Raw genomic sequence first — 19284 nt, forward strand, 5'->3', positions numbered from 1 at the left:
CGCCCAGTTCCGCCGCCTTGCCATCCGCTACGAACGACGGGCCGACATCCATCTGGCCTTCTCGACCCTGGCGGCCGCCCTCATCGTTTGGCGCTTCATCGAACGATGGTTTTGTTAGGCGCTCTTAGAGGTTCGACCCCATCTCCAGCGTCGGTTCGAGAAGCTAGCCCAGGAGTTCGATCCGGCGAGCATCGAACCCATCGATTGTTTCGAACTGAAAACGCGGGCTGAGGGTGCGCCTTGGATAACGCAGCGACATACAGGCGCCAATGGCGGGCGCGGCATCGTTGACTGGAACGGCGTTGCGACGGCTCGATTCAGAGGAACTGACCCGGCACTGCAAGCCATGGACTTGGTATTGAAACATGGCGGGCTGACAGACGATGAGAAGGAGGAGGTTCTAGATCGTTTCCCGATCACAACCTTGGATCGCTTGCTCTCAACGCCTGCTGTGCGCCAGCAAATTGGCATCGAGATTAAAGGACAGAAGCTCCTCTCTGATCTCCCGCCTGATGAAGTGATCAAGCCACTGAAACGCATGGTCAAGGATCTGGCCAGCGGCGCGGTCAACGTGACGATGCTTAAGAAGCGGGATCAGATGACCGATTACGTCGCCAGCCTCGCTGACGACCTGCCAGACCTCACTACCAAGACCGGGAGCGCCACCGCGGTCGAGACCCTTGATGACAGCGATTTTGTTCCTCCTGCACCACCCCCGCCTGCCCCAGCGCCAGCGCCGCCAAAATCGGGTAAGCAGCGGTCTTACAAGCGCAGGGCACTCATCCCCCGGGACTGCGCGCTGACCGTATCGAACCCGAAGGTCGCTGAGATTGTGAAGGAGCTGCGCGCCCTCAGCATGCAGGATAGCCCCCACGCCATCTCGGTGCTCTTCCGCGTGTTTCTAGAGCTCTCGGTCGACCATTATCTGGACAAAGAAGGCCTACCATCGACCACGCAGACCCCCGCCGGGGCGAAGGATAAAAAGCTCCGTGAGAAGGTGAAGATGGTCATCGACCATCTCGAAAATGCCGGTGTACCCAAGAAGAATCTTGATGGCATCTCCAAGGGTATAGACGACAAAAACAGTCCGCTGTACGTAGACACGCTGCACAACTACGTGCACAACCGATTTTATTCGCCGCAGGAAAGAGAGCTAAAGGTGTCCTGGGATAATTCGCAACTGTTTTTTGAAAGCATTTGGAAATGACGAGGAAGGAACCGCTTCCTCGACCACCACGCTTGGTACATTTCACGCCCCTTCGTTATCCCGGGGGCAAGGGAAAACTTGCGTCCTATGTCAAGCGAATTATCGCTCAAAATCAATTGCTTGACGGAGAGTATGTCGAGCCATTTGCAGGCGGCTCCGCGATCGCTCTCGAATTACTATTTCACCAATATGTATCTCGCATCCACATCAATGATGTGAGCAGGCCCGTCTATAGTTTTTGGCGTTGCGTACTCGATCAGACAGAAGGTCTTTGCAAGCTGATCCGCGATACGCCCCTGACGGTTGAGGCGTGGGATGCTCAGAAGGCGGTCTTCCAGCGGCAGAAAGATGCATCTACGCTCGACCTCGGGTTTGCGATGTTCTTCCTCAATCGCACGAACAGGTCAGGCATCCTCAACGCTGGCATCATCGGCGGTCGCGATCAGACAGGCCCATACAAGATCGATGCGAGGTATAACGCGAACGAGCTTATTCATCGCATAGAGTCTATTGCTAAGCTCCGCAGCAAGATTACCTTAACCGGCATGGATGCAGAACGATTCTTGAGGCGCGGCGCACAACAATGGCCCGCAAATACGCTTATATACAGCGATCCGCCCTACTATGTTAAGGGTCGCGATTTATACTACGATTTTTACGTCCATGACGATCACGTCAATATCGCTTCAGTGATGCAAACTGCTATCAAGCATCAGCGCTGGATAGTATCCTACGATGACGTTCCTGAAATACGAGACCTCTACTCAGATCGTCAGCGTGTTTCATATGGGATAGGTTACTCGGCACGGAGGAACCACAAAGGGGCCGAGGTGATGTTTTTTGATGATCAGCTACTTGTGCCGGAGCTTTCGGGTTCGATCACTCTACTCGAACAAGGGGAACTCGCTCTTTAACGCGGGCTTCGGTTCCCCGACCCGCGCATCCCGGCGCGCCTTCTCCAGGGCCTCCCGAACGACGACCTGGATGGCGGCCTCGCGCTGGGCGGGGCCGCCCGGGAACACGCGCCATTCGAGCTGACGAATCGCCTGCATCGCCTACAGGGCGAGGGTATCTAGGTAGGCATCCATCAGGCCCTCCTGAGGTTCGCGGCGGTGTAGGTGATCGTGCGGACGCCCGGGGGCAGGCGCACGATGCCGAGCCTCGACAGGACGCCGCCCTCGCGGAGATTCTTCAGCAAGGCATTCAGCGCTTCCGTCACAGTCGCCCGCGGGGAGTACCGGTAGGCCTGGCTTCTCTGCAGGGCCTGGCGCCACGCGATCCGGGAGGCGAGGGCCTCGACCTGGCGCCGGGCCGCGAGCGTGCGGGCCCGACGGGCGCGCCGGGCAGCCAGGATGCGGTGGCGGAGGGAGTGGGACTTCTTCATGACGCCGCGGCCGCCTTGGCCTGAGTTTCGAGCCAGAGGTCGCGGCGAAGCGTGTAGTCGAGGTCATCGACGGCGTAGATGTTCGGAACGCCCGACCCGACGTGGATATCGTAGGCACCCCGCTCGTAGCCCTCGCGGTAGGCCGCCTCCAGGGTGACGCCCCTGACGAAGCCCGTCTCTCTCAACCGCACCAGGATCGCATCGATGGATCCATCGGCGTCGATGTCGATACCGGTGGAAACCAGTACGGCGTCGAGGGCCTCATAGTCCGAGAGCGCCCGAAGCCCGGCGATGCGTGCCTCCTCAGCGCGGACCTTCTCGGCGCGCAGGCCGGAGACCCTCTTCTCTAACTCGTTAACCTCGTCGGGCGTCAGAGCGGCGACGCGTTCCGCCAGGTCGTCGACCGTGTAGGACATTGCCTGTTCTCGATTTCATGAGCTCAGAACAGGTTATCCTGGTCGCTCCCTAGGAGAAGGGGGCGCCGGGCGGACCTCACGTCGACGTTGACAAGTGTGCGTTCCGTTAACCCTCGACATTCGAGCCAGCTAGACCGTGAGCAGGGTCCGTGCGTTCATCACCCATGGCCGCAAAACGCGGCGCCTCTCCAGAAAATCTGGGTGCCACCCCCTGGCTTCGCGGGTTCGCACTCGCTGCCCGCTCGCGTCAGGGGGCCTTGACTTATGGTAAACGTCCGTTTAATTCGGACAAACCGGCTCGCGTCAACGCGGGTCTGTGACCAGGAGAGCCACCATGGATTACCTGACCCGCGCCCGGGCGCGTGAGGCGCTGCTCTACAAAATCCGCGCGAACGACGAGTCGATGGACTGCCAGCAGTCCGTGATCGACAGCCACATCGCCGTCTACGGCCTCGGCAACACCGACCACCTCTACGAGACCCTCGACCGCCTGCGCGTGCATGGCCGCGACATGCGCGAGGACCTCAAGGAGCTCGACGCCGAGGCCATGAAGTCGCCGGCGAAGGCGGGCTGGCAAGTCGTCAAGCTCTGGGTCGACAAGGACGACGTGGTCCATAAGCGCGTCTTCCCTCTCGTCTACGAGCGGGCGCAGGACGCCACCGGCGAGATCGTCTCCCTCCTCGGGGGTCGGGACCCGTTCCGGTTCAACAGCGCCGAGCGCGAGGCCGGGGCGATTCTCGTCTGGCAGGAAGTGAAGCCCGAGCCGGAGCCCGCCCCGGCGATGATCCAGCAGCAGGCCCAGCTCCAGCAGGCCGACGCGTCGAAGCCGGCCAGCGGCCCGGCGTGCGAGGCGTGTGGCAGGCCCCTGTCTGATCCCGAGAGCGTCAAGGCCGGCGTCGGACCCGTCTGCCGGGCGCACGGTCATACGCGCCGCCAGCTGCACATGTGGGAGTTCTTCGCGGGCGCGGACTACGAGAGCGAGATCGTCGGCGACGTGCTCTGCCTCATCGACCTCGACCAGGGGGGGCCTACGATCACGAACAACGTCGAGGCCGTCATTGCGGACCTCGTCTACCGCAAGATCGACCTCACCCACCTGTCCCTAATCTACAGGGATACGAGGGGGGTCTGGGACGAGATCGTCGTGCAGGACGGGCGGTTCGCCGGATTCCGGTCCATCAACGTCCGGCACCGGTGCGAGGCCTTGGAGGTCATCGCCCGACGCCGGATCCAGACCACGCCGGTCACGGTGATGTCCGTGACGGATTTCCTCTCCGCCGGGGCGGCCGCGTTCACCGAGGTCGCCCGCATCGAGACGGACCAGGACGGCCGCGTGTCGTCCGCCGAGTTCCCCCGGTGAGGTTCCCCGTCATCACCATCGCGGGTCGCCCTTGGGCGGTCCGCTACGGCATCGCCGTCATTGCCAACGGACACGCCATCGCGTTCCGCAACGTCCACTACCTCACGCTCGGGGGCTGATCATGAAGACCGTCAATCTCATCACGCGCGGCAAGGCCGAGACCCTGGCGGCGCGCCTGCAGGCGGAGGGCTACGTCCCCACGCTCAAGATGTACGAGTACCAGGACGCGACCCGGCTGTTGATGCAGTGGGACCGCCAGGACAAGGTCCCGGGCGGCAAGATCAACCGCTCGATATGGCTCACGGACGACGGCTACCTCGCTCCTGAGGTTTCGTTTCCGGGACGCTCGGACCCGGACATCGAGGGCCACTTCACCCTCGACATCGAGACCGCGCTCGCCGAGATCGAGCGACTGACGGCCGAGGCCAAGGCCACGATCGCGCAGGTGGCCGCCTGATGGCGATTCGTCTGATCTCGGTTCCCGGCAAGCCCGACGCCGTCGGCTACGTCGGCGTCACCCCGTCCTCCATCGAGGGGCTCAAAGGCGGGCCCTACGCGAGCCGCGCCCGCTGGCAGGGCCTGCCGGTGCTCTCCTATGATGGGCGCCGGCCGCTCGTGAATGGCGCGCCCGTCGACACGGACGAGGCGTTCCGGGCGGACATGCTCGATGCCATCGAGCAGGCTGCCCAGCGCGTCCTCGGCGCGGAATGGATCGGGCACCTCGCCATGATCACGGGCCTGACGCCGCGGTCGTGCCAGCGTGACCGCATCGGGAAATCGGGGCTCCCGGCCCCGGTCCTCCAGCTCCTCGCGCGGTCATGCGCCCATCCGATGCCGCGGGCCTTGGGTTTCACGATGCTAGCAGTCGCGCATTCATGGCGCGATGCGACCGCCGACGACGATCCGTCAGAGTCGCAGGGGCGCATGTCGGCGTCCGCGCGCGAGGAGCTCGGGCAGCATCTCCGGCAAGTCGTCGGGGTGGCGCTCGATCAGGTCGACGATATCCGGGCGGCTGTGCACGCCTTCCGGTCAGGAGACACGAGATCTTAACTGGTCCTGTGATCATCTGACCGAACCGCCCGGCCTCGATGCAGGGCAGTGACCGGAGAGATCACATGACCGACGACGCACAGCGTCGGGCGCAGCACGCCCGTGCGGGCGACCACACGCCCACAAACACTCTCACTGACATACCGACGTTCCACGAGCTCGCCATCGGGCACCCGACCGTGGGCCACCCATGCGCCGACATGGCTGCGTGGGCTTTCGGGACCGATTTTTCGGGTATCCCCGCCGGGATCTGGCACGCCGCCGACGCCCTGACTGTGGACTGCCACGTCGTCCACGTGCTTGGCTTCGCGCAGGCCTGCGAGCTCGCCGCCGTCGACAAGGCGCTGCCCGCCCGCATCCGCGAGGTGCTCGATGACTGGGCAAGCCGGGCGCGTTTCTGCGCGGCCATCGCGGGGCACTACGAGTCCGCCGTGCGCACGATGCATTCCTTGGAGGTGCATTTCGCGACGCTCGCGGATCCCGTGGATCGCAGGCGGACGCTCTGCACGCGTGCCGAGGTCTCGTACGCCGCACGCCAGATCGAGCTCGGGACGTACGACGCCGAGCATGCCTGGCGTCCCGAGAGCCGCCTGCTGTCCCGCCAGATGGCGTGGGAGGACCTCGTTGACGAGGCGGCCGTCATCACCGCCGCGGCCCCCCGCGCTGAGCCGGCCGACGACGCCTGTTTCGACGGGCTCGACGACGTGGACCCCGGCCTCCCGCCGATCTCGCACGCGGCATCGCTTCAGCTCCGGCGCACGCTCGACGTGCCCGGCGTGCGCGAGGCGCTGGCCGGCAATGGAGGCGTCGTCATCCTGGACGTGCCGGACGCCCTGACGCTCGCCGTCCTCAAGGACGTCGCGGAGAGCAAGAAGGCGGTCCCGTTCGGCGTCGAGATCGTCGTTGAGGATGCGCCACCGAAGGGGACCGACGTCGCAAAGCGCGAGCGGCAGTACGTCGCCTACATGCGGCGAGAGAAGCCGGTCCTGGCGTTGTCGCCTGACGCGGGGACGTGCCTGCCGGCCGTCGCGCTGCGGGCCGCCGACCATCGTCTCACGCTGTCCTCGATCACCGGGGCGGACGTCGCCGCGGTGATCCGCAGCACGAGCGGCCAGCCCATCTCAGAGGCGGATCGCGCGAAGCTGGAGGAGCTGGCGTTCACGGCGGTTGATCTCGCCGCGGCGGTCCGCCCGGGACGGGATCCGGCACACTGCGTCGAGCACATCGTGCGGCTCGTCACGCCGACGCCGGCGTCGGGCCGGGGGCGGGACCTTGCGCTCGACCAACTCCACGGCGCCCGGGAGGCCGTCGAGTGGGGCCGCGGCCTCATCGCCGACCTGGCGGCATGGCGCGGAGGCGAACCCTGGGCGGTAGTCCGAAACGGTTTGCTGCTGGGCGGGCCGCCGGGCACGGGCAAGACGCTTTTCGCGCAGGCCCTGTCAAACAGCAGTGGGCTGCCCCTCATCAGCACATCCCTGATGGCATGGCAGGGCACGGGAGAGGCGCACCTGGGCACCTTGCTCAAGGCCATGCGGGAGGATTTCGCGCGGGCCAAGGCCCTGGCGTCGGGTCGGCGAGGCTGCCTGCTGCTCGTGGACGAGGTAGATGCGTTCGTCGACCGGCGTTCGGTACAGCACCGGCACGCTGACTACGTCTTGCAAGTCACAAACTCCTATCTGGAGCAACTTGACGGTGCCGGCGGCCGCGAGGGGGTCATCGTCATCGGGACGACGAACGACGTCGAGCGTGTCGACCCCGCCATCCGGCGCCCCGGGCGCCTCGGAAGGACGATCCTCATCGGCCTGCCCGACGTCGAGGAGCGCGTCGCGATGCTGCGCGTCCGCCTCGGCGACGACCTGCGCGACGCCGATCTCCTGCCTGTCGCGTACCGGACGGAGCGGTACACGGGCGCAATGATCGAGGCCCTTGTCGAGGACGCCCGCCGCCAGGCTCGCCATGCGGGGCGGCCGCTTGTCCTCGACGACCTGCTGGCGGTGGCGGGCGCCGGCGAGGAGGACTTGCCCGAGGCGGTGCGGTACCGCCTGGCGGTGCACGAGTCCGGGCACGCTCTACTGGCTCACCTCGCACATCCGGAACGCGACCTCGTCGTCGCCCTGCAGAGCCGGGAGGGCACGGGCGGGTGGGTCGAAATCGTCGGGGCGGACAGCGGGATCTGGACGCGCGCGGAGGCCGAGGCGCGGATCCGTGTGGGCCTAGCCGGGCGGGCAGCGGAGGAGGTCGTCCTCGACAGTGCCTCGTCGGGCGCGCGCCAGGACCTGCTCACCGTCACGGGCATCGCCGTGAGGATGCTCGGGGAGTGGGGGCTGGGCGAGCGGAGCCTCATCGCCGTGGAGCGGGATCCCGTCACCGCCCTGGCGACGGACCCCCGCCTGCAGGCGGACACGACCGCGCTCCTCGACAGGCTGTACGCCGAGACGCGCGACACCGTCCGCCGGCACGCGGGGGCGATCCGCCGGCTCGCGGATGCCCTCCTCGTGGAGCGTCGCCTCGACGGCGCGCGCGTGGCACGGCTCGTCGCCGAGGCCGGCCCGGTTCTGCGGCGCTGAGGAGGCGGTCATGCATCAGCACGACACTCTCCCCCTAATCCGGGCGCGCATCCGCCGGGCGTGGGCGCTCCGGCGGGTCTGCGGGCTCATCGCGGTCGCGGCCGGCCTGCGGGTCGACCGTATCATCCGCCTGGAAGCCCGGGGCCGCCTGGTGCCCGACGTAGCCCTTCGCATGGCGCTGGAGACCGAGGCCCTCGCCCTGGCTTTCAGCCCGCTACCAGCCTGTGACTGACGTCTACCGCAACCTCGCCCGCCGGTGCTGGTCGGTGCGCGAGGGCGGCCGCGTCGTCGAGCACGTCCGGGAGATCGCCCTCGCGGACGTGCGCCTGATCGTCCAGCCGGGCGGCCGCGCGGCGGTGATCAGGACGGCCCGCCGGTCCGTGCATGCCTACGCGCGCGGGACGCGGATCCCATACGAGGGTATGCCGCCCGGTGCGATCGAGGTTGGGTATAACCCATGGTGCGATGAGTTTTTCACCCTCCGGCCAGGGTTTCTGAAAGTATTGGATGCTAGGGTCATAGCATTCACGACAGCCGGAAAAGCCTGGGCGCTCCTCTGAGCGCGGGCCGGAGGATTCTGCCATGACCGTGAGATTATGGGTCCTCTCGGACCTGCACCTCGATGTGTATCCCCTCGATCTCGACCCGCCCGAGCACGACGTCGCCGTCATCGCGGGAGACGTGTCCGAGCGCCTTTGCCGGCACGTCCTCCCGTGGCTCGCGGATCTCCGCGCCCGCACCGGTAAGCCCGTCGTCTACGTCCCGGGCAACCACGACTGGTGGAAGGGCAAGTACCAGCCGCAGCTCGCCGAGGCCCGTGAGCTCGCGCCGGCTGCCGGTGTCGACCTGCTCGTGGAAGGCGAGGTCGCGGTTCACGCTGGCGTTCGGTTTGTCGGGGCGACGCTGTGGACCGACTGGGGCTTGTGTCCCGACCAGCGCGCCCGGGCGATGTCCGACGGCGCGGATCGTACGACCGGCATGCATGACGTCCGTAAGATCCAGAACCGGCGCGGGCCGGGGAGCTATAGCGCGTTTCTGCCAGTCGTCACCGCACAGCTTCATCGCGATCAGCGCCGTCGGGTGGAGGCCGCCCTAGCAGTCCCTTATGCTGGGCCGACAGTCGTCGTCACGCACCACGCCCCGCACGAGCGGAGCCTGCGCGGCGGCGAATGGCAGACGCCCCTGGATGCCGCGTACGCGTCCGACCTATCCGCGGTCCTAGAGGGGCCGCATGCGCCGACGTTGTGGGTCCACGGGCACGTGCACGAGTCTCGCGACTACCGCGTCGGCGGGACGCGCGTACTCTCAAACCCGAGGGGGTACGTGGAGGTCACGCCCGGCACGCGAGGCCAACCGGAGCAGCGGAAGCCGGAGAACCCGGACTTTGACGCTGCCCTCGTTGTGGAGGTCTGAGCATGCGCGCCTTCCTCCTCGCGGTCGCCATGGTGGCGGCCGCCCCCGCCGTCGCCGGCGTCATGGATCAGGACCGGTGGCAGGCCGGGACGGTCGAGCGCCGCGGTCACGACGAGCTGACGACGTCGCTGGATTTCGTCCGGACGGCGCCGGGTGAGTGGAAGGTACGGGCCCGGTGCGAGACGCGGGACACGCGCAACGGTCGGTGGTCGGCCCGGATGGGCGCCGGCGTGGCGGTCCGGTCGATGGGGCTCGTCCTGATCGACGTCCCGCCCCTCGGCCGCCTCGTGTACAACCCGGGCAACAACGAGCTCTTCGGGAACGCCCGGGCCTGCGCGGAGGGGGCGGTCGACCTCGGGACAGGGGACTAAGCCCTATCGGCCTGAAACGCTGAAGGCCGGGGTATCGCCCCGGCCTTCGTAGCTATCGCGTCTTAGCTATCGATTACTTGCAGCGGTTCTCAGACCCCCAGCTCACCCTGGATCCGCGCCGCCGCGGCTGCCTTCGCCTTTCGGGCGAGGTGCGCCTGCCAGCGGTGATTGAGCCAGACGAGGCCCTGTCGGGTTACCCGGGTCTGGCTCGCATAGCGGTTGCGGGACAGCTTCGTGAGCTTGACCTTGAACTGGCCTTCCGCCCGGTACTCAGCGACCGGCAGCGTCTCGCCCGCCTTCTCGAAGACGAAGCCCGAGGAGCGGATCCACCTGAAGAAGGCCACCTGGTCGGCCCCAATGTGCCTCGCGGCATCGGCGAGGCAGCACGTGCCCTTATCGTCCATGAGGGCCTTGTAGGCCTCGATCTTTGGGCTGTCCTGCTCGATGGTCTCGTGAGCGATGGCCAGCGCGTGCGTCGTCTCTTCCACCTGAGCCTCCAGCGCCTCGACACGCTCGACCCGGCCCAGCAGGAGTCTCCGGAGGGTCGCGTTGTCGTCGAGGTCGATGACCGGCGTCGCGCGCCGACGGAGCTCGGTCTCCATGGCGCTGAACGCCTCGATGAAGGACAGCTTCCACCGGGTGGCGCGGGCGCCGGTGAACCCCATGGCCAGGAGCGAGAAGCCATCGCGGTCCATGAGGTAATGGGAGTAGGTCTGGCCGTTGCGCGGGTCGACGTGCGTCGAGGCCCTGAAATGGCGGCCGCAGGGGGTGTCCTCAAAATTGAGGAGACCCCTGATGTCGCGCATGACGTTGTCATGCCGCTTGCCGAACATGATCGCCACGTTGCGGCTGTCCGCCATCGCGACGCCGTCGACCGGGGCGAGCGCCGGCCGCGGGATGGCCGTGTCGGAGGGGAGCGTGGTAACCTGGGAGCCAGCCTGGGACATCGGGATCATCCGTGTCTAGGGTCAGGTCCCTCGTCGAGGCGTTCCAGCGCCTCCGAGGGACCGACACCCCGTCGGGGTGCTGGTGACTGATTTTAGCGATTCGTTTTTGGCCTGCCTGGACGCGGGCCCCGGGGCTTCCGAGCGCGCGGCCCGGACCATTTCCGGCCGGCCTTGATCAGCTCCTTACCCTCGGTCGCGAGGTCGGAGATGGCGTGTTCGCAGAGCCAGAACCATCGCTCAGCACACGCCGCGGCCCCCTGATCGATCATCAAGTTCGCGACGCGCGTCGGGTCGATCTCCCGCACGGTCGGGTAGATGTCGTGGGCATTGTGCATTTGCCTGCCCATCACGTCCGCCTCAGCGCGAGCGGGAGGAGACGGTCCGCCATGTCCTCGGGGGCATAGGCGGTCCGCGGCGCGAGGGCCTCGGCCTCGTCGAGGGAGAGGTCGCCCTCACGCCGGCCCGCGAGGATTTCCGCGAGCCGGAGGAGGATGTCGCTGTCGTCGGCGCCGGCGTCGGGCGCCGGCAGCAGGGCGGCCGCGTCGCTCATTCGGGATCCCGGGGGCGGGAGCGGTGGCAGGTTTCCCCCTGGTCCTCGATGACGCCGGTGAGCCTGCGCACCGCGCGCGTCAGCTCGTTCGCCGCCTCGCGCGCGTCGCCAATCAGGTCGCGGTCGTCGGCATGCAGCCGCACCACGCCGGGGCGGGGTCCGAACGGAGGCGCGGTGTCGGCGGCGGTGGTGTCCGCCACCTTCGTTTGCTTGAGGACGCCGCCGACGATGCCGAGGACGCCGGCCAGCACGCCGCCGACCGAGGCGATGACGCCCTTCCAGGGCTCCAAGGCGGCCAGGATGGCTGACAGGTTCACGGCGCGAAGCTCCTCGGGAGCGGGGCCGGAGGGGCTGACCGCATCATCTCGAACACCCGGCCCGCGACGACGATGTCGCGTCCGGCCTTGAAGGCGGACCGGATGTCCGAGATCGCCAGCGCGGCCGAGAAGGCGGCGCCGGTCCCGAAGGCCTCGACCGACGGCACGTAGAAGAGGGTGGCGAGGTAGGCGTGGAGGCCCGCGCCCATCGCGGCGGTAAGGGCCCTAAGGAGGGGCGTGCGGCGCCAGTGCCCGTTGATGGCCAGGGCGGCGATGCGCACGACCGCCACCGCCCCGATCAGCATGGCCCAATCGTTCTCGGGCATGACGGCGGCGAACCGGTCCCACACCGCGCCGGTCGCGAAGGTCTTGCCCGGCAGGGCGAGGACGAGGGCCAGGAGGGCATCTGTGCCCGCGCAGTGCCATTCCAGGGCACGGCTGGGGGTGAATACCGTGGGTAGGCTCCGGATCGACCTCATGGCTTCCACCCGCAGTGCTCGGCGCCATAGCGGTTGAAGGCGAGGTCCTGGCGCTTGGCTTCGTCCGACATGACCGCGATCTGGCCCCTCGAAGGACGCCGCGGCGAGGCGACGTCGCAGAAGTTGCCGCTGGTGGTGGTGCACTGCCCGGCCATGAGCATGGTCGACAGCACGGAGGCGAGCAGAGTCGCCCTGAGCACGGCTCTCATCGAGACCACTCCTCCAGCTCGCGGGTGACGGCGTCGGCCGGCATCGCCTTCACCTGGGCCTCGATGCGCTCGCGGTCGGCCTTGGCCGCGGCGTTGGCCCGCTGGACCTCGACGAGGGCCTCGTCGCGGCCGGCCTTTCAGATCCGGGCAGCCGCCACGAGCAGGGCCCAGCCGACGGCGGCCGCGATGGCCGCGCCCCGGGCGAGCCGGCTGTTGGCCAGCAACGCCAGGGCGGCCGCGCCCCATGGGGAGAACATGAGCGCCACCGCGGCCGCGGCCGGGACGCCGGCGGAGATGAGGAGCCAGGTGCTCATCAGGCGACGAGCCTCCCCTCGCGGTAGGCCTCGACCGAGGCCTTCAGGATCGTGCCGCCGATGACCGCGACGGTGGCGCAGCCCCCGGCCAGCGCCAGGGCCTGCCAGTGCTCGGCGAGCCATGCCGTGGCGGTTGCGGTGGCGCCGTCGCCGACGAGGCTGGTGACGGTCTCCTTGGCGCTGCGGGCCTGGTCGATACCGTCCCGGACGGTAGAGGCCTTGTCGTTGAACAGCGCCACGTAGCCGGTGGCGCCGCCGGCCCCGCCCCATCCGAGCTTGCGGAGGCGGTCGCCGATCCGGGCGGTGACCGACACCTGCTTGACCTCGGACTTGGAGGCGACCTCGCGGGCGCCCTTGGCGATGGTGGGCGCGGCTTCGAGGGCGGCGACGAACGCGGGGGACGCGACGCCGTCGCCGGGCTGGCCGAGCTCGACCTGGGCGGCCGCCACGGCGCGGCGGGTAGCCGGGCCGTACTTGCCGTCGGGCTTCAGGGCGATGCCGAACCCGACGATTGTCTCCTGCAAGGCGCGGACGCGGGGGCCGGCGTCGCCGAGCTTGAGGGTCGAGGCATCGGCCACCGCCGCCGGCGCCGGGGCGGCGCGGAGCTTGGTGCTCCACTCGGCATAGGCGTCGGCGAGCTTGGTGTCGTACGCGTTCCACTTGTAGGCGGTGCCGTTGTAGCCCTTGGCGAACGCCTTCCAGCCGCGAGCTTCGAGGTACTTCACGAGGCCCTTGGACCGCATGAACGCGACGCCGGCGCCGATGTGGGCCTCGATGCCGCCGCGGGTCAGGGCGTCGTGCATCTCGACGGCGGACGCGAACCCGGCGGCGCCGTGGTTCGAGCCCATGACCTAGAACAGGCCCATGCTGCAGGACTGGTAGGCGGCCTCGGGGTGGATGGCCGCGGCGCGGGCGATGGCGGCGAGGCGGCCGGCGCTGGTCTTCTGGTCGGCGTACTGGCTGGACCCGGGACCGAGCCACTTGGGGATCGCGAGGCCCTGGCGCTTTGCCTCAGGCAGGAGGTCGGGGGCCAGCTTCGCGAGGGCGCGGGTGAACTGGTGCCGCTCGAACAGCATGCAGGGTTCGATGCCGTCGGACGGATCCAGGTCGGCGGTCTCGAACGGGCGGCCGCCTGTCTCAACCTGCGTGACGGTGAGGAGGCCTGCCGGCTCGATGCCGGCGTAGGGCGCCGCGGCCAGCACGGCGGCGACGATGGTTTCGGACAGACGCACGGGAGGCTCCGGAGCATGCCCGGGCCCGAATGGTCGTGTGTGCCGGGGCTATGCGATCAGGAGTGCGCCCGGTCCGTGCAACCGACGAACCCGCCCTAGGCGGCGAGATCAAGAGCCAGTTGGCCGGGGATCGGACCGCGCTGCGTCCGCCGCGGCGGAGCCGGCATTGGGACGCGGACGTACTCGATGGTGGGCAGCGGAGCCGGCACCGGCAGGACCATCGGCGGCCCGCCATTCCAGGGATCGATGCCGACGGCCTCGGCGACACCGCACGCGAACCGCATGCTGAACCGCCAGTCCTCCAACCCCTCCTCGTCCATCATCAGGTCGAACTTCTTCTTCCGGATGCTCGGGTAGACCGCATGGAGATCCTGGCACTACCACTTCCGGGCCTTGATGGCCTTCCGGACGCGATCCAGGATCTCCTCCTTCTTGGCGACGTACGTACGAGGCGAGCACGGCTCAGGCGTGCTCGGATGCAACAGCTTCATGATGGCAGCCCCCAGGCCCACATCGATTCGTGCCGACGCGTGACCTGGGCGCGATTAAATCGTGCACAACGGCAAATTTCAACATGATTACAATCGGGGTGATCCTCCACTCAACCTGGCGTTGCTGGGTCGCGAGACCGCCGCAAAGGATCGCGCAAACTATATTTCGAGGCGCTCACGTGCCCGTATGATGGTCCCGCGGGCGGCGATGCGTCCGGGATCGGGCGGCGATGCGTCCGGGATCGGGCGGCGTCGCGTTCGGTGCCGTGGCGGCGACGCAAGGGCCTGGGCGGGGCAGGTTTCGCGGCGTCGCTCCATCCGCCTGTACCGTTAAGCCTAGGCATTCGAGCGCTTGCGGTCACGCTTGTGGGAGGGCGCGACGAGGCTAACATGGGCGATGCAGCGGGTGTGGTGCCCCGCGCGACCAACCCTCGTCGAGACGCATGGCCCTGCTGTCCCCCACTATCAGCGAGATCCCGCCGGCGCCGTCGTTCCTCATGGAGCGGCCGGACGCAGCCACGATCCTGCGCGAGCGGGAGGAGCGGGTCGCCCTCGAAGCGAAGATCGCCCACCTCCACACCCTTCACGGCACCCGGAACAGGGGCAACGCCACCGTCATCGTTGACAGCGCGTTCGACGCCGGCGTCCAGCTCCGCACCCGCGAGCTCGCCAAGAGCCCGGCCGCCCACACTGCCAGCCACGTCTCGCTTCAGCGCCACTATGAGGGCCGCGGCGCCCTCGCGCAGGTGAACGCCCTGATGTGGGCGGACTGCGAAATCTCGCCGAGCTCGCCCTTCCACGGCATGCCCGCCCACGAAATCGCCGGCATCCTACTCGCGAGGATGGATGCCGCCGGGATCCCGCGGCCGTCATATATCCTCTATTCAGGCCGCGGCCTGTGGTGCGTCTGGCTGTCCCGGCACCCACTCACCGCCCGCGTCCAGACCCGTATCCGACGGCTCCTGCGCTGCCTGTGGGGCGAGGCCGTCGCGACCAAAAAGGACACCTTCGAGCGCGTAAAGGCCAAGGCGGCTGCCAACGCATCCGTATGGGCCGGCATGGATCTCGACTGGTCCGTCGGCGATATGGCCCGCGTCCACAGAGTCGCCGGCAGCCTCAATGAAAAGTCCGGCGAGCGCGTGCGTCTCCTGTGGCCCGAGAGTTGGGCGGACGTGCAGCGCCACGACCTGGAGACGCTTGCCGACGCCGTGTTCCCGTTCGACCGCGAGGAGATGCGAACCTACCGCGAGGCGCAGGCAGCCAAGAAGGCCGCACGCGAGGAGCAGGCCAAGGCCGATGGCCAGCCTGTCACGCCGCGGCGGCCGCGCTCCCATTCCCGCGGGCTGTGGGGCGCCGTCGAGGGCGAGCTCATAAGCGTGCTCGGTCTCGGACCCGAGCGTCTCGCCCGCATGGGCCTGCGCGACCGGCTATGCTTCCATATCGCCGTCGCCCGTGCCCGTTCCGGCATGGGGGGCGATGCCGATTCTTGGGCGGCCGAGTTCGCACCGCACGTCGTCGGGAAGGGGCTCTCACAGGACAACCTGCGCTCGTACCTCCGGCCGGTCGACAAGCGCCTTAGGGCGGACGAGGCGGGTGAGGTGCGGATGCATGAAGGCCGGGCCGTCTCGCCGCTCTACACGCCGAAGCTCGCGAAAGTCCGGACGGACCTGTCCCTGCCGGCGGACGTGTGCGACGAGCTCGGCCTAACGCTGCTCCGCCCCGACGCGCCCACCAGGACGGCCACCGAGCGGTCCGCCGCTCGCCGGCAGCGCGAGGGGGCTACGGCCCGCGCCGACCACGCCCAGACCCTTGCCGAGGTCGCCAGGCTGACCCGGGAGATCCAGGCGGCCACTGATCTGCCGGTGGCCGAGATCGCCCGCCTGCTGGGCTGCTCGCGAGCCACCGTGTACCGCGCCCTCGATGCCCATCCGGCCGTCGAGATCACGGCCACCGAACAGGATCAGACCATCTCGCGGGGTGTCTCAGAAACGGCACGTTATCTAAAGGGTGGCGTAGCCAGCCCCGCTGCCCCCGTCCTGCCGCAGGTCGAGATGCCTGTCCCGGCCTGGGTGGAGGCCGACCCGAACCCCGATCTGGTCCAGTTCTACCGGTGGGAGGCCGAGCATCGCCCTCTCCCGGACGGGCAGGTCCATGCCGATCACGGAGACCGCCTGCAGCGCCTGTTCTGGCACTTCCTCCGTGCCCGGGGCCACGTCAACTCCTGGATGCGCCAGCACGTCCGTCGTGAGGCCATCGAGAGCGCCATCATGACCCTGCAGGGTGAGATCGAGGACGGCAAGCTGATGGTCGGCCTGCCAACCGAGGAGCCCATTTTCACTGCCCCCAAGCCCCGTCCTCGCGACTGGCACCGTTGTGGTAGAGCGGCTCCCACGCTACATTAAGCTCTGGGTCGTCTCGACCCTGTTCGGTCGCTTTGCACCACACTGTCGACAGACACACACCCGCTGCCGGGAAACCGCGGCGGGTGTCGTCGTTCAGGGCTCCTGGTGCCTTGCTAGGGCCGTAGGCAGGATCGAGGGCATGATGTTCGCCTCCATCCCCCTGGCCCATCCCGTGACCGCCTCCAAGGCTGCCAGGAAGGCGGCTGACCGGGAACGCAAGCGCGAGGCTCGCAAGGCCATGAGGCAGGCCGGCGTGCCCGATCCACGCATGCTGGACGCGGCCATCGTCGACGCAATGCGTGACGCGATAGCCGCCGGGGGGGGGCCGGACGGGTCGACGACAATCCCCCTCCGGGAGGTCCTCCGGCTGGCCGCCAGGAGCCTGCAGGGCCGCACCCAACAGGGCATCGCCCTCGACAGGGCGGAAATGCATCGCTCCCTCGCCAATCGCCTCGCACCTCGCAGGAACTAGCCCAGCCCGAGACCGTGGGGAGCCCGTAACGTACCCTCGCCACCAGCGTCCCGGCCAGGTGAGCCATCTTGCCCACGATGCCCGCCCTGCCAGCCAGCGGCGGGCCTTGCCCTGTCCGATGCCCTGCATCGAGGTGCCGATCGATGAGGGATTGTCGGTTGCACGGCAGGCCGCGAGCCTCAGGCGAGGGGTGACGCATGACCGAACCTGGCCGAAAGCGGCCGGTCCGCTTCGGAGCTCAGGCTGCAGGTAAGCGGACGTTTCCCACTGCCTTTGAGCTTTCGCTTCGTCAAACGCGGTGTTCTTCCATCAGGCACACGTACCCCGTTACGGCGACGCGGACCTCGCCGTGAACCCAGCGATCTGGATCACCAACATCACAGCGTTGCTGGCGACCGCCGTGCTAGCCGATACCGGTGATAGCCGCCCCAAAGATCCGCATTCGGATCCCAAAGTTCCGCATCGCAACAACCAGAGGCAATTAGGCCGCCCAGGGAATGGGCGGCCTTTAGAAAACTGGGTTGACCCGGAGCAGCGTGATTAGCCGTGCGCCGCCCAACGAGAGATGTGCTTCCGGCCTCGCCTCGCTTGCGCAGACGTGGCGCCGGGTCACTGGGCGTGGCGCTCGCCACATCCCAATATCCAGGACACGAGCGGAACGACTATCGAGGAGTTGCGATGAGAACCGAAAGGGCCGTGCTGGCCGGTGGGTGCTTCTGGGACATGCAGGACTTAATCCAGCGCCAGGAGGGCGTGGTTTCGACCCGCGTCGGCTACACCGGCGGCGACGTGCCGAACGCGACCTACCGCAAGCACGGAACCCATGCGGAGGCCATCGAGATCGTCTACGACCCGGCCCGGACGAGTTTCAGGCGCATGCTGAAGTTCTTCTTCCAGATCCACGACCCAACCACGCCGAACCGCAGGGCAACGACCGGGGCCTGAGCTACCGCTCCGCCATCTTCTACGCCGACGACGACCAGCGCCGGGTGGCGGAAGAGACCATCGCCGATGTCGACGCCTCCGGTCTCTGGCCGGGCGGGGTCGTGACGGAGATAGCCCCGGCCGGGCCGTTCTGGGAGGCCGAGCCATAGCACCAGGTTTACCTAGAGCGTATCCCCAATGGGTATACCTGCCATTTCATCAGGCCGAACGGGGTGCTGCCCTCGCGTGCTCACGCGACGCAGGACGCGTAAGCCTGCCCGGGCCGGCGGAATGTCCGGCGTCTCAGGTTCCCATGGTCATCACGGAACCACCGTCGACCCGCAGGAACTCGCCGTTGATGAAGCTGGCACGTACGGAACAGAGGAACGTCACGGCCGCCGCGACTTCCTCCGCCTTGCCACGGCGCTTGGCGACAATGCCGGGACGCTCCTCGTCGAGCGTCAGCTCGATCGCCTCGTCGAACGAGATACCCTTCTCCTTGGATTTCTTCTCCATCTGTGCGTCCGTCATCGGCGTGGCGATGAAGGCCGGGCCGACCGCGTTCACGAGCACGCCGTCCGGACCGTAGGCCTTGGACAGGCCCTTTGCGAGGTTCAGGACCCCGGCTTTCGCGGCCGAATAGGGAAGTTCCTCGATGTAGGGCTGCACGGTATCCTCCGAGGAGAACAGCACGACCCGGCCCCAACCCGCCTTGCGCATGTGCGGGATGAAGGCCCTGGTCGCCCGGACGCCGGCCATGAGGTCGGTCTGGATCGCCTCTAGCCAGTCGTCGTCGGTGAGTTCGAGGAAGTCCCCAGACGCGCCGGTGATGCCGGCGGCGCAGACCAGGATGGTCGGCTTGTCTTCGAAGGCCATGTTGGCGAAGGCGGCGAGCACCTCGATCCCCTTCGCCTCGCTGAGGTCGGCCTGGACGGCACGGACCTGACCCAGCGCCGACAACTCTTCGGCGGTCGCCTCCAGATCGGGTCCTTCCTTGTCGGTGAGGACGACGTGTACGCCCTCGCGCAGAAGATGCTCCGCGGTCGAGCGACCCATGCCGGACTTGGCGCCCGTCACGACCGCGACCCGCCCTTTCATTCCGAGATCCATCTGTTTCGTTCCGTTGGCGCCCAGGTCCCACCAGATATGACGAGAACCTTGGATGCGTGAGTTGACGGG

24 protein-coding genes and 3 pseudogenes are annotated in these 19284 nt (G+C 67.7%); 15 read left to right on the forward strand and 12 right to left on the reverse strand.

What is annotated here, in order from left to right:
- The 3 genes and pseudogenes from AAHF99_RS09310 to AAHF99_RS09320 form a co-directional block, all read left to right on the forward strand.
- Positions 1-118: pseudogene (locus AAHF99_RS09310) on the forward strand (IS5/IS1182 family transposase); the annotation flags it as partial.
- A gap of 228 nt (positions 119-346) precedes the next feature.
- Positions 347-1207: a hypothetical protein gene (locus AAHF99_RS09315; RefSeq protein ID WP_342163937.1), complete on the forward strand. Its 861-nt coding sequence runs from the start codon at positions 347-349 to the stop codon at positions 1205-1207.
- A gap of 32 nt (positions 1208-1239) precedes the next feature.
- Complete coding sequence (locus AAHF99_RS09320) at positions 1240-2121, forward strand: DNA adenine methylase (RefSeq protein WP_342163938.1); 882 nt, start codon at positions 1240-1242, stop codon at positions 2119-2121.
- 173 nt (positions 2122-2294) lie between these two features.
- Here the strand turns inward: AAHF99_RS09320 and AAHF99_RS09325 are convergent, their stop codons facing one another.
- Together AAHF99_RS09325 and AAHF99_RS09330 are read right to left on the reverse strand one after the other, a co-directional pair.
- Complete coding sequence (locus AAHF99_RS09325) at positions 2295-2591, reverse strand: hypothetical protein (RefSeq protein WP_342163939.1); 297 nt, start codon at positions 2589-2591, stop codon at positions 2295-2297.
- Positions 2588-3007, reverse strand: coding sequence for a hypothetical protein (locus tag AAHF99_RS09330; protein ID WP_342163940.1), 420 nt, complete (start codon positions 3005-3007; stop codon positions 2588-2590). The genes AAHF99_RS09325 and AAHF99_RS09330 overlap by 4 nt, the downstream gene beginning before the upstream one ends.
- Before the next feature lie 334 nt (positions 3008-3341).
- On the opposite strand from AAHF99_RS09330, the gene AAHF99_RS09335 reads away from it, so the two are divergent.
- From AAHF99_RS09335 to AAHF99_RS09375, 9 genes are all read left to right on the forward strand, one after another.
- Positions 3342-4367, forward strand: coding sequence for a DUF6011 domain-containing protein (locus AAHF99_RS09335; RefSeq protein ID WP_342163941.1), 1026 nt, complete (start codon positions 3342-3344; stop codon positions 4365-4367).
- Positions 4364-4486: a hypothetical protein gene (locus AAHF99_RS09340; RefSeq protein ID WP_342163942.1), complete on the forward strand. Its 123-nt coding sequence runs from the start codon at positions 4364-4366 to the stop codon at positions 4484-4486. The genes AAHF99_RS09335 and AAHF99_RS09340 overlap by 4 nt, the downstream gene beginning before the upstream one ends.
- A gap of 2 nt (positions 4487-4488) precedes the next feature.
- A complete protein-coding gene (locus AAHF99_RS09345) occupies positions 4489-4824 on the forward strand; it encodes a hypothetical protein (protein ID WP_342163943.1) in 336 nt (111 codons plus the stop codon).
- Positions 4824-5417 carry a hypothetical protein gene (locus AAHF99_RS09350; RefSeq protein ID WP_342163944.1) on the forward strand — a complete coding sequence of 198 codons (594 nt, stop codon included), beginning with the start codon at positions 4824-4826 and terminating at the stop codon, positions 5415-5417. Before AAHF99_RS09345 ends, AAHF99_RS09350 begins: the two co-directional genes overlap by 1 nt.
- Positions 5418-5482: 65 nt before the next feature.
- A complete protein-coding gene (locus AAHF99_RS09355) occupies positions 5483-7984 on the forward strand; it encodes an AAA family ATPase (protein WP_342163945.1) in 2502 nt (833 codons plus the stop codon).
- A 10-nt stretch (positions 7985-7994) separates the two neighbouring features.
- Positions 7995-8216, forward strand: coding sequence for a hypothetical protein (locus AAHF99_RS09360; RefSeq protein WP_342163947.1), 222 nt, complete (start codon positions 7995-7997; stop codon positions 8214-8216).
- The gene (locus tag AAHF99_RS09365; protein ID WP_342163948.1) at positions 8209-8544 is read left to right on the forward strand and encodes a hypothetical protein; all 336 of its coding nucleotides are present in this window, start codon (positions 8209-8211) and stop codon (positions 8542-8544) included. The genes AAHF99_RS09360 and AAHF99_RS09365 overlap by 8 nt, the downstream gene beginning before the upstream one ends.
- Before the next feature lie 22 nt (positions 8545-8566).
- Positions 8567-9397 (forward strand): metallophosphoesterase, encoded by an 831-nt coding sequence (locus AAHF99_RS09370; RefSeq protein ID WP_342163950.1) that lies wholly within the window; start codon positions 8567-8569, stop codon positions 9395-9397.
- 2 nt (positions 9398-9399) lie between these two features.
- Positions 9400-9768, forward strand: coding sequence for a hypothetical protein (locus AAHF99_RS09375; RefSeq protein ID WP_342163951.1), 369 nt, complete (start codon positions 9400-9402; stop codon positions 9766-9768).
- 89 nt (positions 9769-9857) lie between these two features.
- Here the strand turns inward: AAHF99_RS09375 and AAHF99_RS09380 are convergent, their stop codons facing one another.
- From AAHF99_RS09380 to AAHF99_RS09420, 9 genes and pseudogenes are all read right to left on the reverse strand, one after another.
- The gene (locus tag AAHF99_RS09380; protein ID WP_342163952.1) at positions 9858-10715 is read right to left on the reverse strand and encodes a phage regulatory protein/antirepressor Ant; all 858 of its coding nucleotides are present in this window, start codon (positions 10713-10715) and stop codon (positions 9858-9860) included.
- A 346-nt stretch (positions 10716-11061) separates the two neighbouring features.
- Positions 11062-11265 carry a hypothetical protein gene (locus AAHF99_RS09385; protein WP_342163953.1) on the reverse strand — a complete coding sequence of 68 codons (204 nt, stop codon included), beginning with the start codon at positions 11263-11265 and terminating at the stop codon, positions 11062-11064.
- Entirely contained in the window at positions 11262-11582 is a 321-nt protein-coding gene (locus AAHF99_RS09390; protein ID WP_342163954.1) for a hypothetical protein, read from the reverse strand. Before AAHF99_RS09390 ends, AAHF99_RS09385 begins: the two co-directional genes overlap by 4 nt.
- Positions 11579-12061 (reverse strand): hypothetical protein, encoded by a 483-nt coding sequence (locus tag AAHF99_RS09395; RefSeq protein WP_342163955.1) that lies wholly within the window; start codon positions 12059-12061, stop codon positions 11579-11581. The genes AAHF99_RS09390 and AAHF99_RS09395 overlap by 4 nt, the downstream gene beginning before the upstream one ends.
- A complete protein-coding gene (locus tag AAHF99_RS09400) occupies positions 12058-12270 on the reverse strand; it encodes a hypothetical protein (RefSeq protein ID WP_342163957.1) in 213 nt (70 codons plus the stop codon). The genes AAHF99_RS09395 and AAHF99_RS09400 overlap by 4 nt, the downstream gene beginning before the upstream one ends.
- 137 nt (positions 12271-12407) lie before the next feature.
- Positions 12408-12584: a hypothetical protein gene (locus AAHF99_RS09405; RefSeq protein ID WP_342163958.1), complete on the reverse strand. Its 177-nt coding sequence runs from the start codon at positions 12582-12584 to the stop codon at positions 12408-12410.
- A complete protein-coding gene (locus AAHF99_RS09410; protein WP_342164328.1) occupies positions 12584-13162 on the reverse strand; it encodes a peptidoglycan-binding domain-containing protein in 579 nt (192 codons plus the stop codon). Before AAHF99_RS09410 ends, AAHF99_RS09405 begins: the two co-directional genes overlap by 1 nt.
- Before the next feature lie 48 nt (positions 13163-13210).
- Positions 13211-13816, reverse strand: a pseudogene (locus AAHF99_RS09415) (N-acetylmuramidase domain-containing protein); the annotation flags it as partial.
- 95 nt (positions 13817-13911) lie between these two features.
- A complete protein-coding gene (locus tag AAHF99_RS09420; protein ID WP_342163959.1) occupies positions 13912-14139 on the reverse strand; it encodes a hypothetical protein in 228 nt (75 codons plus the stop codon).
- A 611-nt stretch (positions 14140-14750) separates the two neighbouring features.
- On the opposite strand from AAHF99_RS09420, the gene AAHF99_RS09425 reads away from it, so the two are divergent.
- From AAHF99_RS09425 to msrA, 3 genes and pseudogenes are all read left to right on the forward strand, one after another.
- Entirely contained in the window at positions 14751-16709 is a 1959-nt protein-coding gene (locus tag AAHF99_RS09425; protein ID WP_342163961.1) for a helix-turn-helix domain-containing protein, read from the forward strand.
- Between the two features lie 139 nt (positions 16710-16848).
- Complete coding sequence (locus tag AAHF99_RS09430) at positions 16849-17181, forward strand: hypothetical protein (RefSeq protein ID WP_342163962.1); 333 nt, start codon at positions 16849-16851, stop codon at positions 17179-17181.
- Between the two features lie 678 nt (positions 17182-17859).
- A pseudogene (gene msrA / locus AAHF99_RS09435) lies at positions 17860-18377 on the forward strand (peptide-methionine (S)-S-oxide reductase MsrA).
- Between the two features lie 31 nt (positions 18378-18408).
- Here msrA and AAHF99_RS09440 read toward each other — a convergent pair.
- Positions 18409-19215, reverse strand: coding sequence for an SDR family NAD(P)-dependent oxidoreductase (locus tag AAHF99_RS09440; protein WP_342163963.1), 807 nt, complete (start codon positions 19213-19215; stop codon positions 18409-18411).
- Between the last annotated feature and the right edge of the window lie 69 nt (positions 19216-19284).

Origin of the sequence: Methylobacterium litchii, from assembly GCF_038442315.1 — a bacterium.
Taxonomy (GTDB): Bacteria; Pseudomonadota; Alphaproteobacteria; order Rhizobiales; family Beijerinckiaceae; genus Methylobacterium; species Methylobacterium litchii.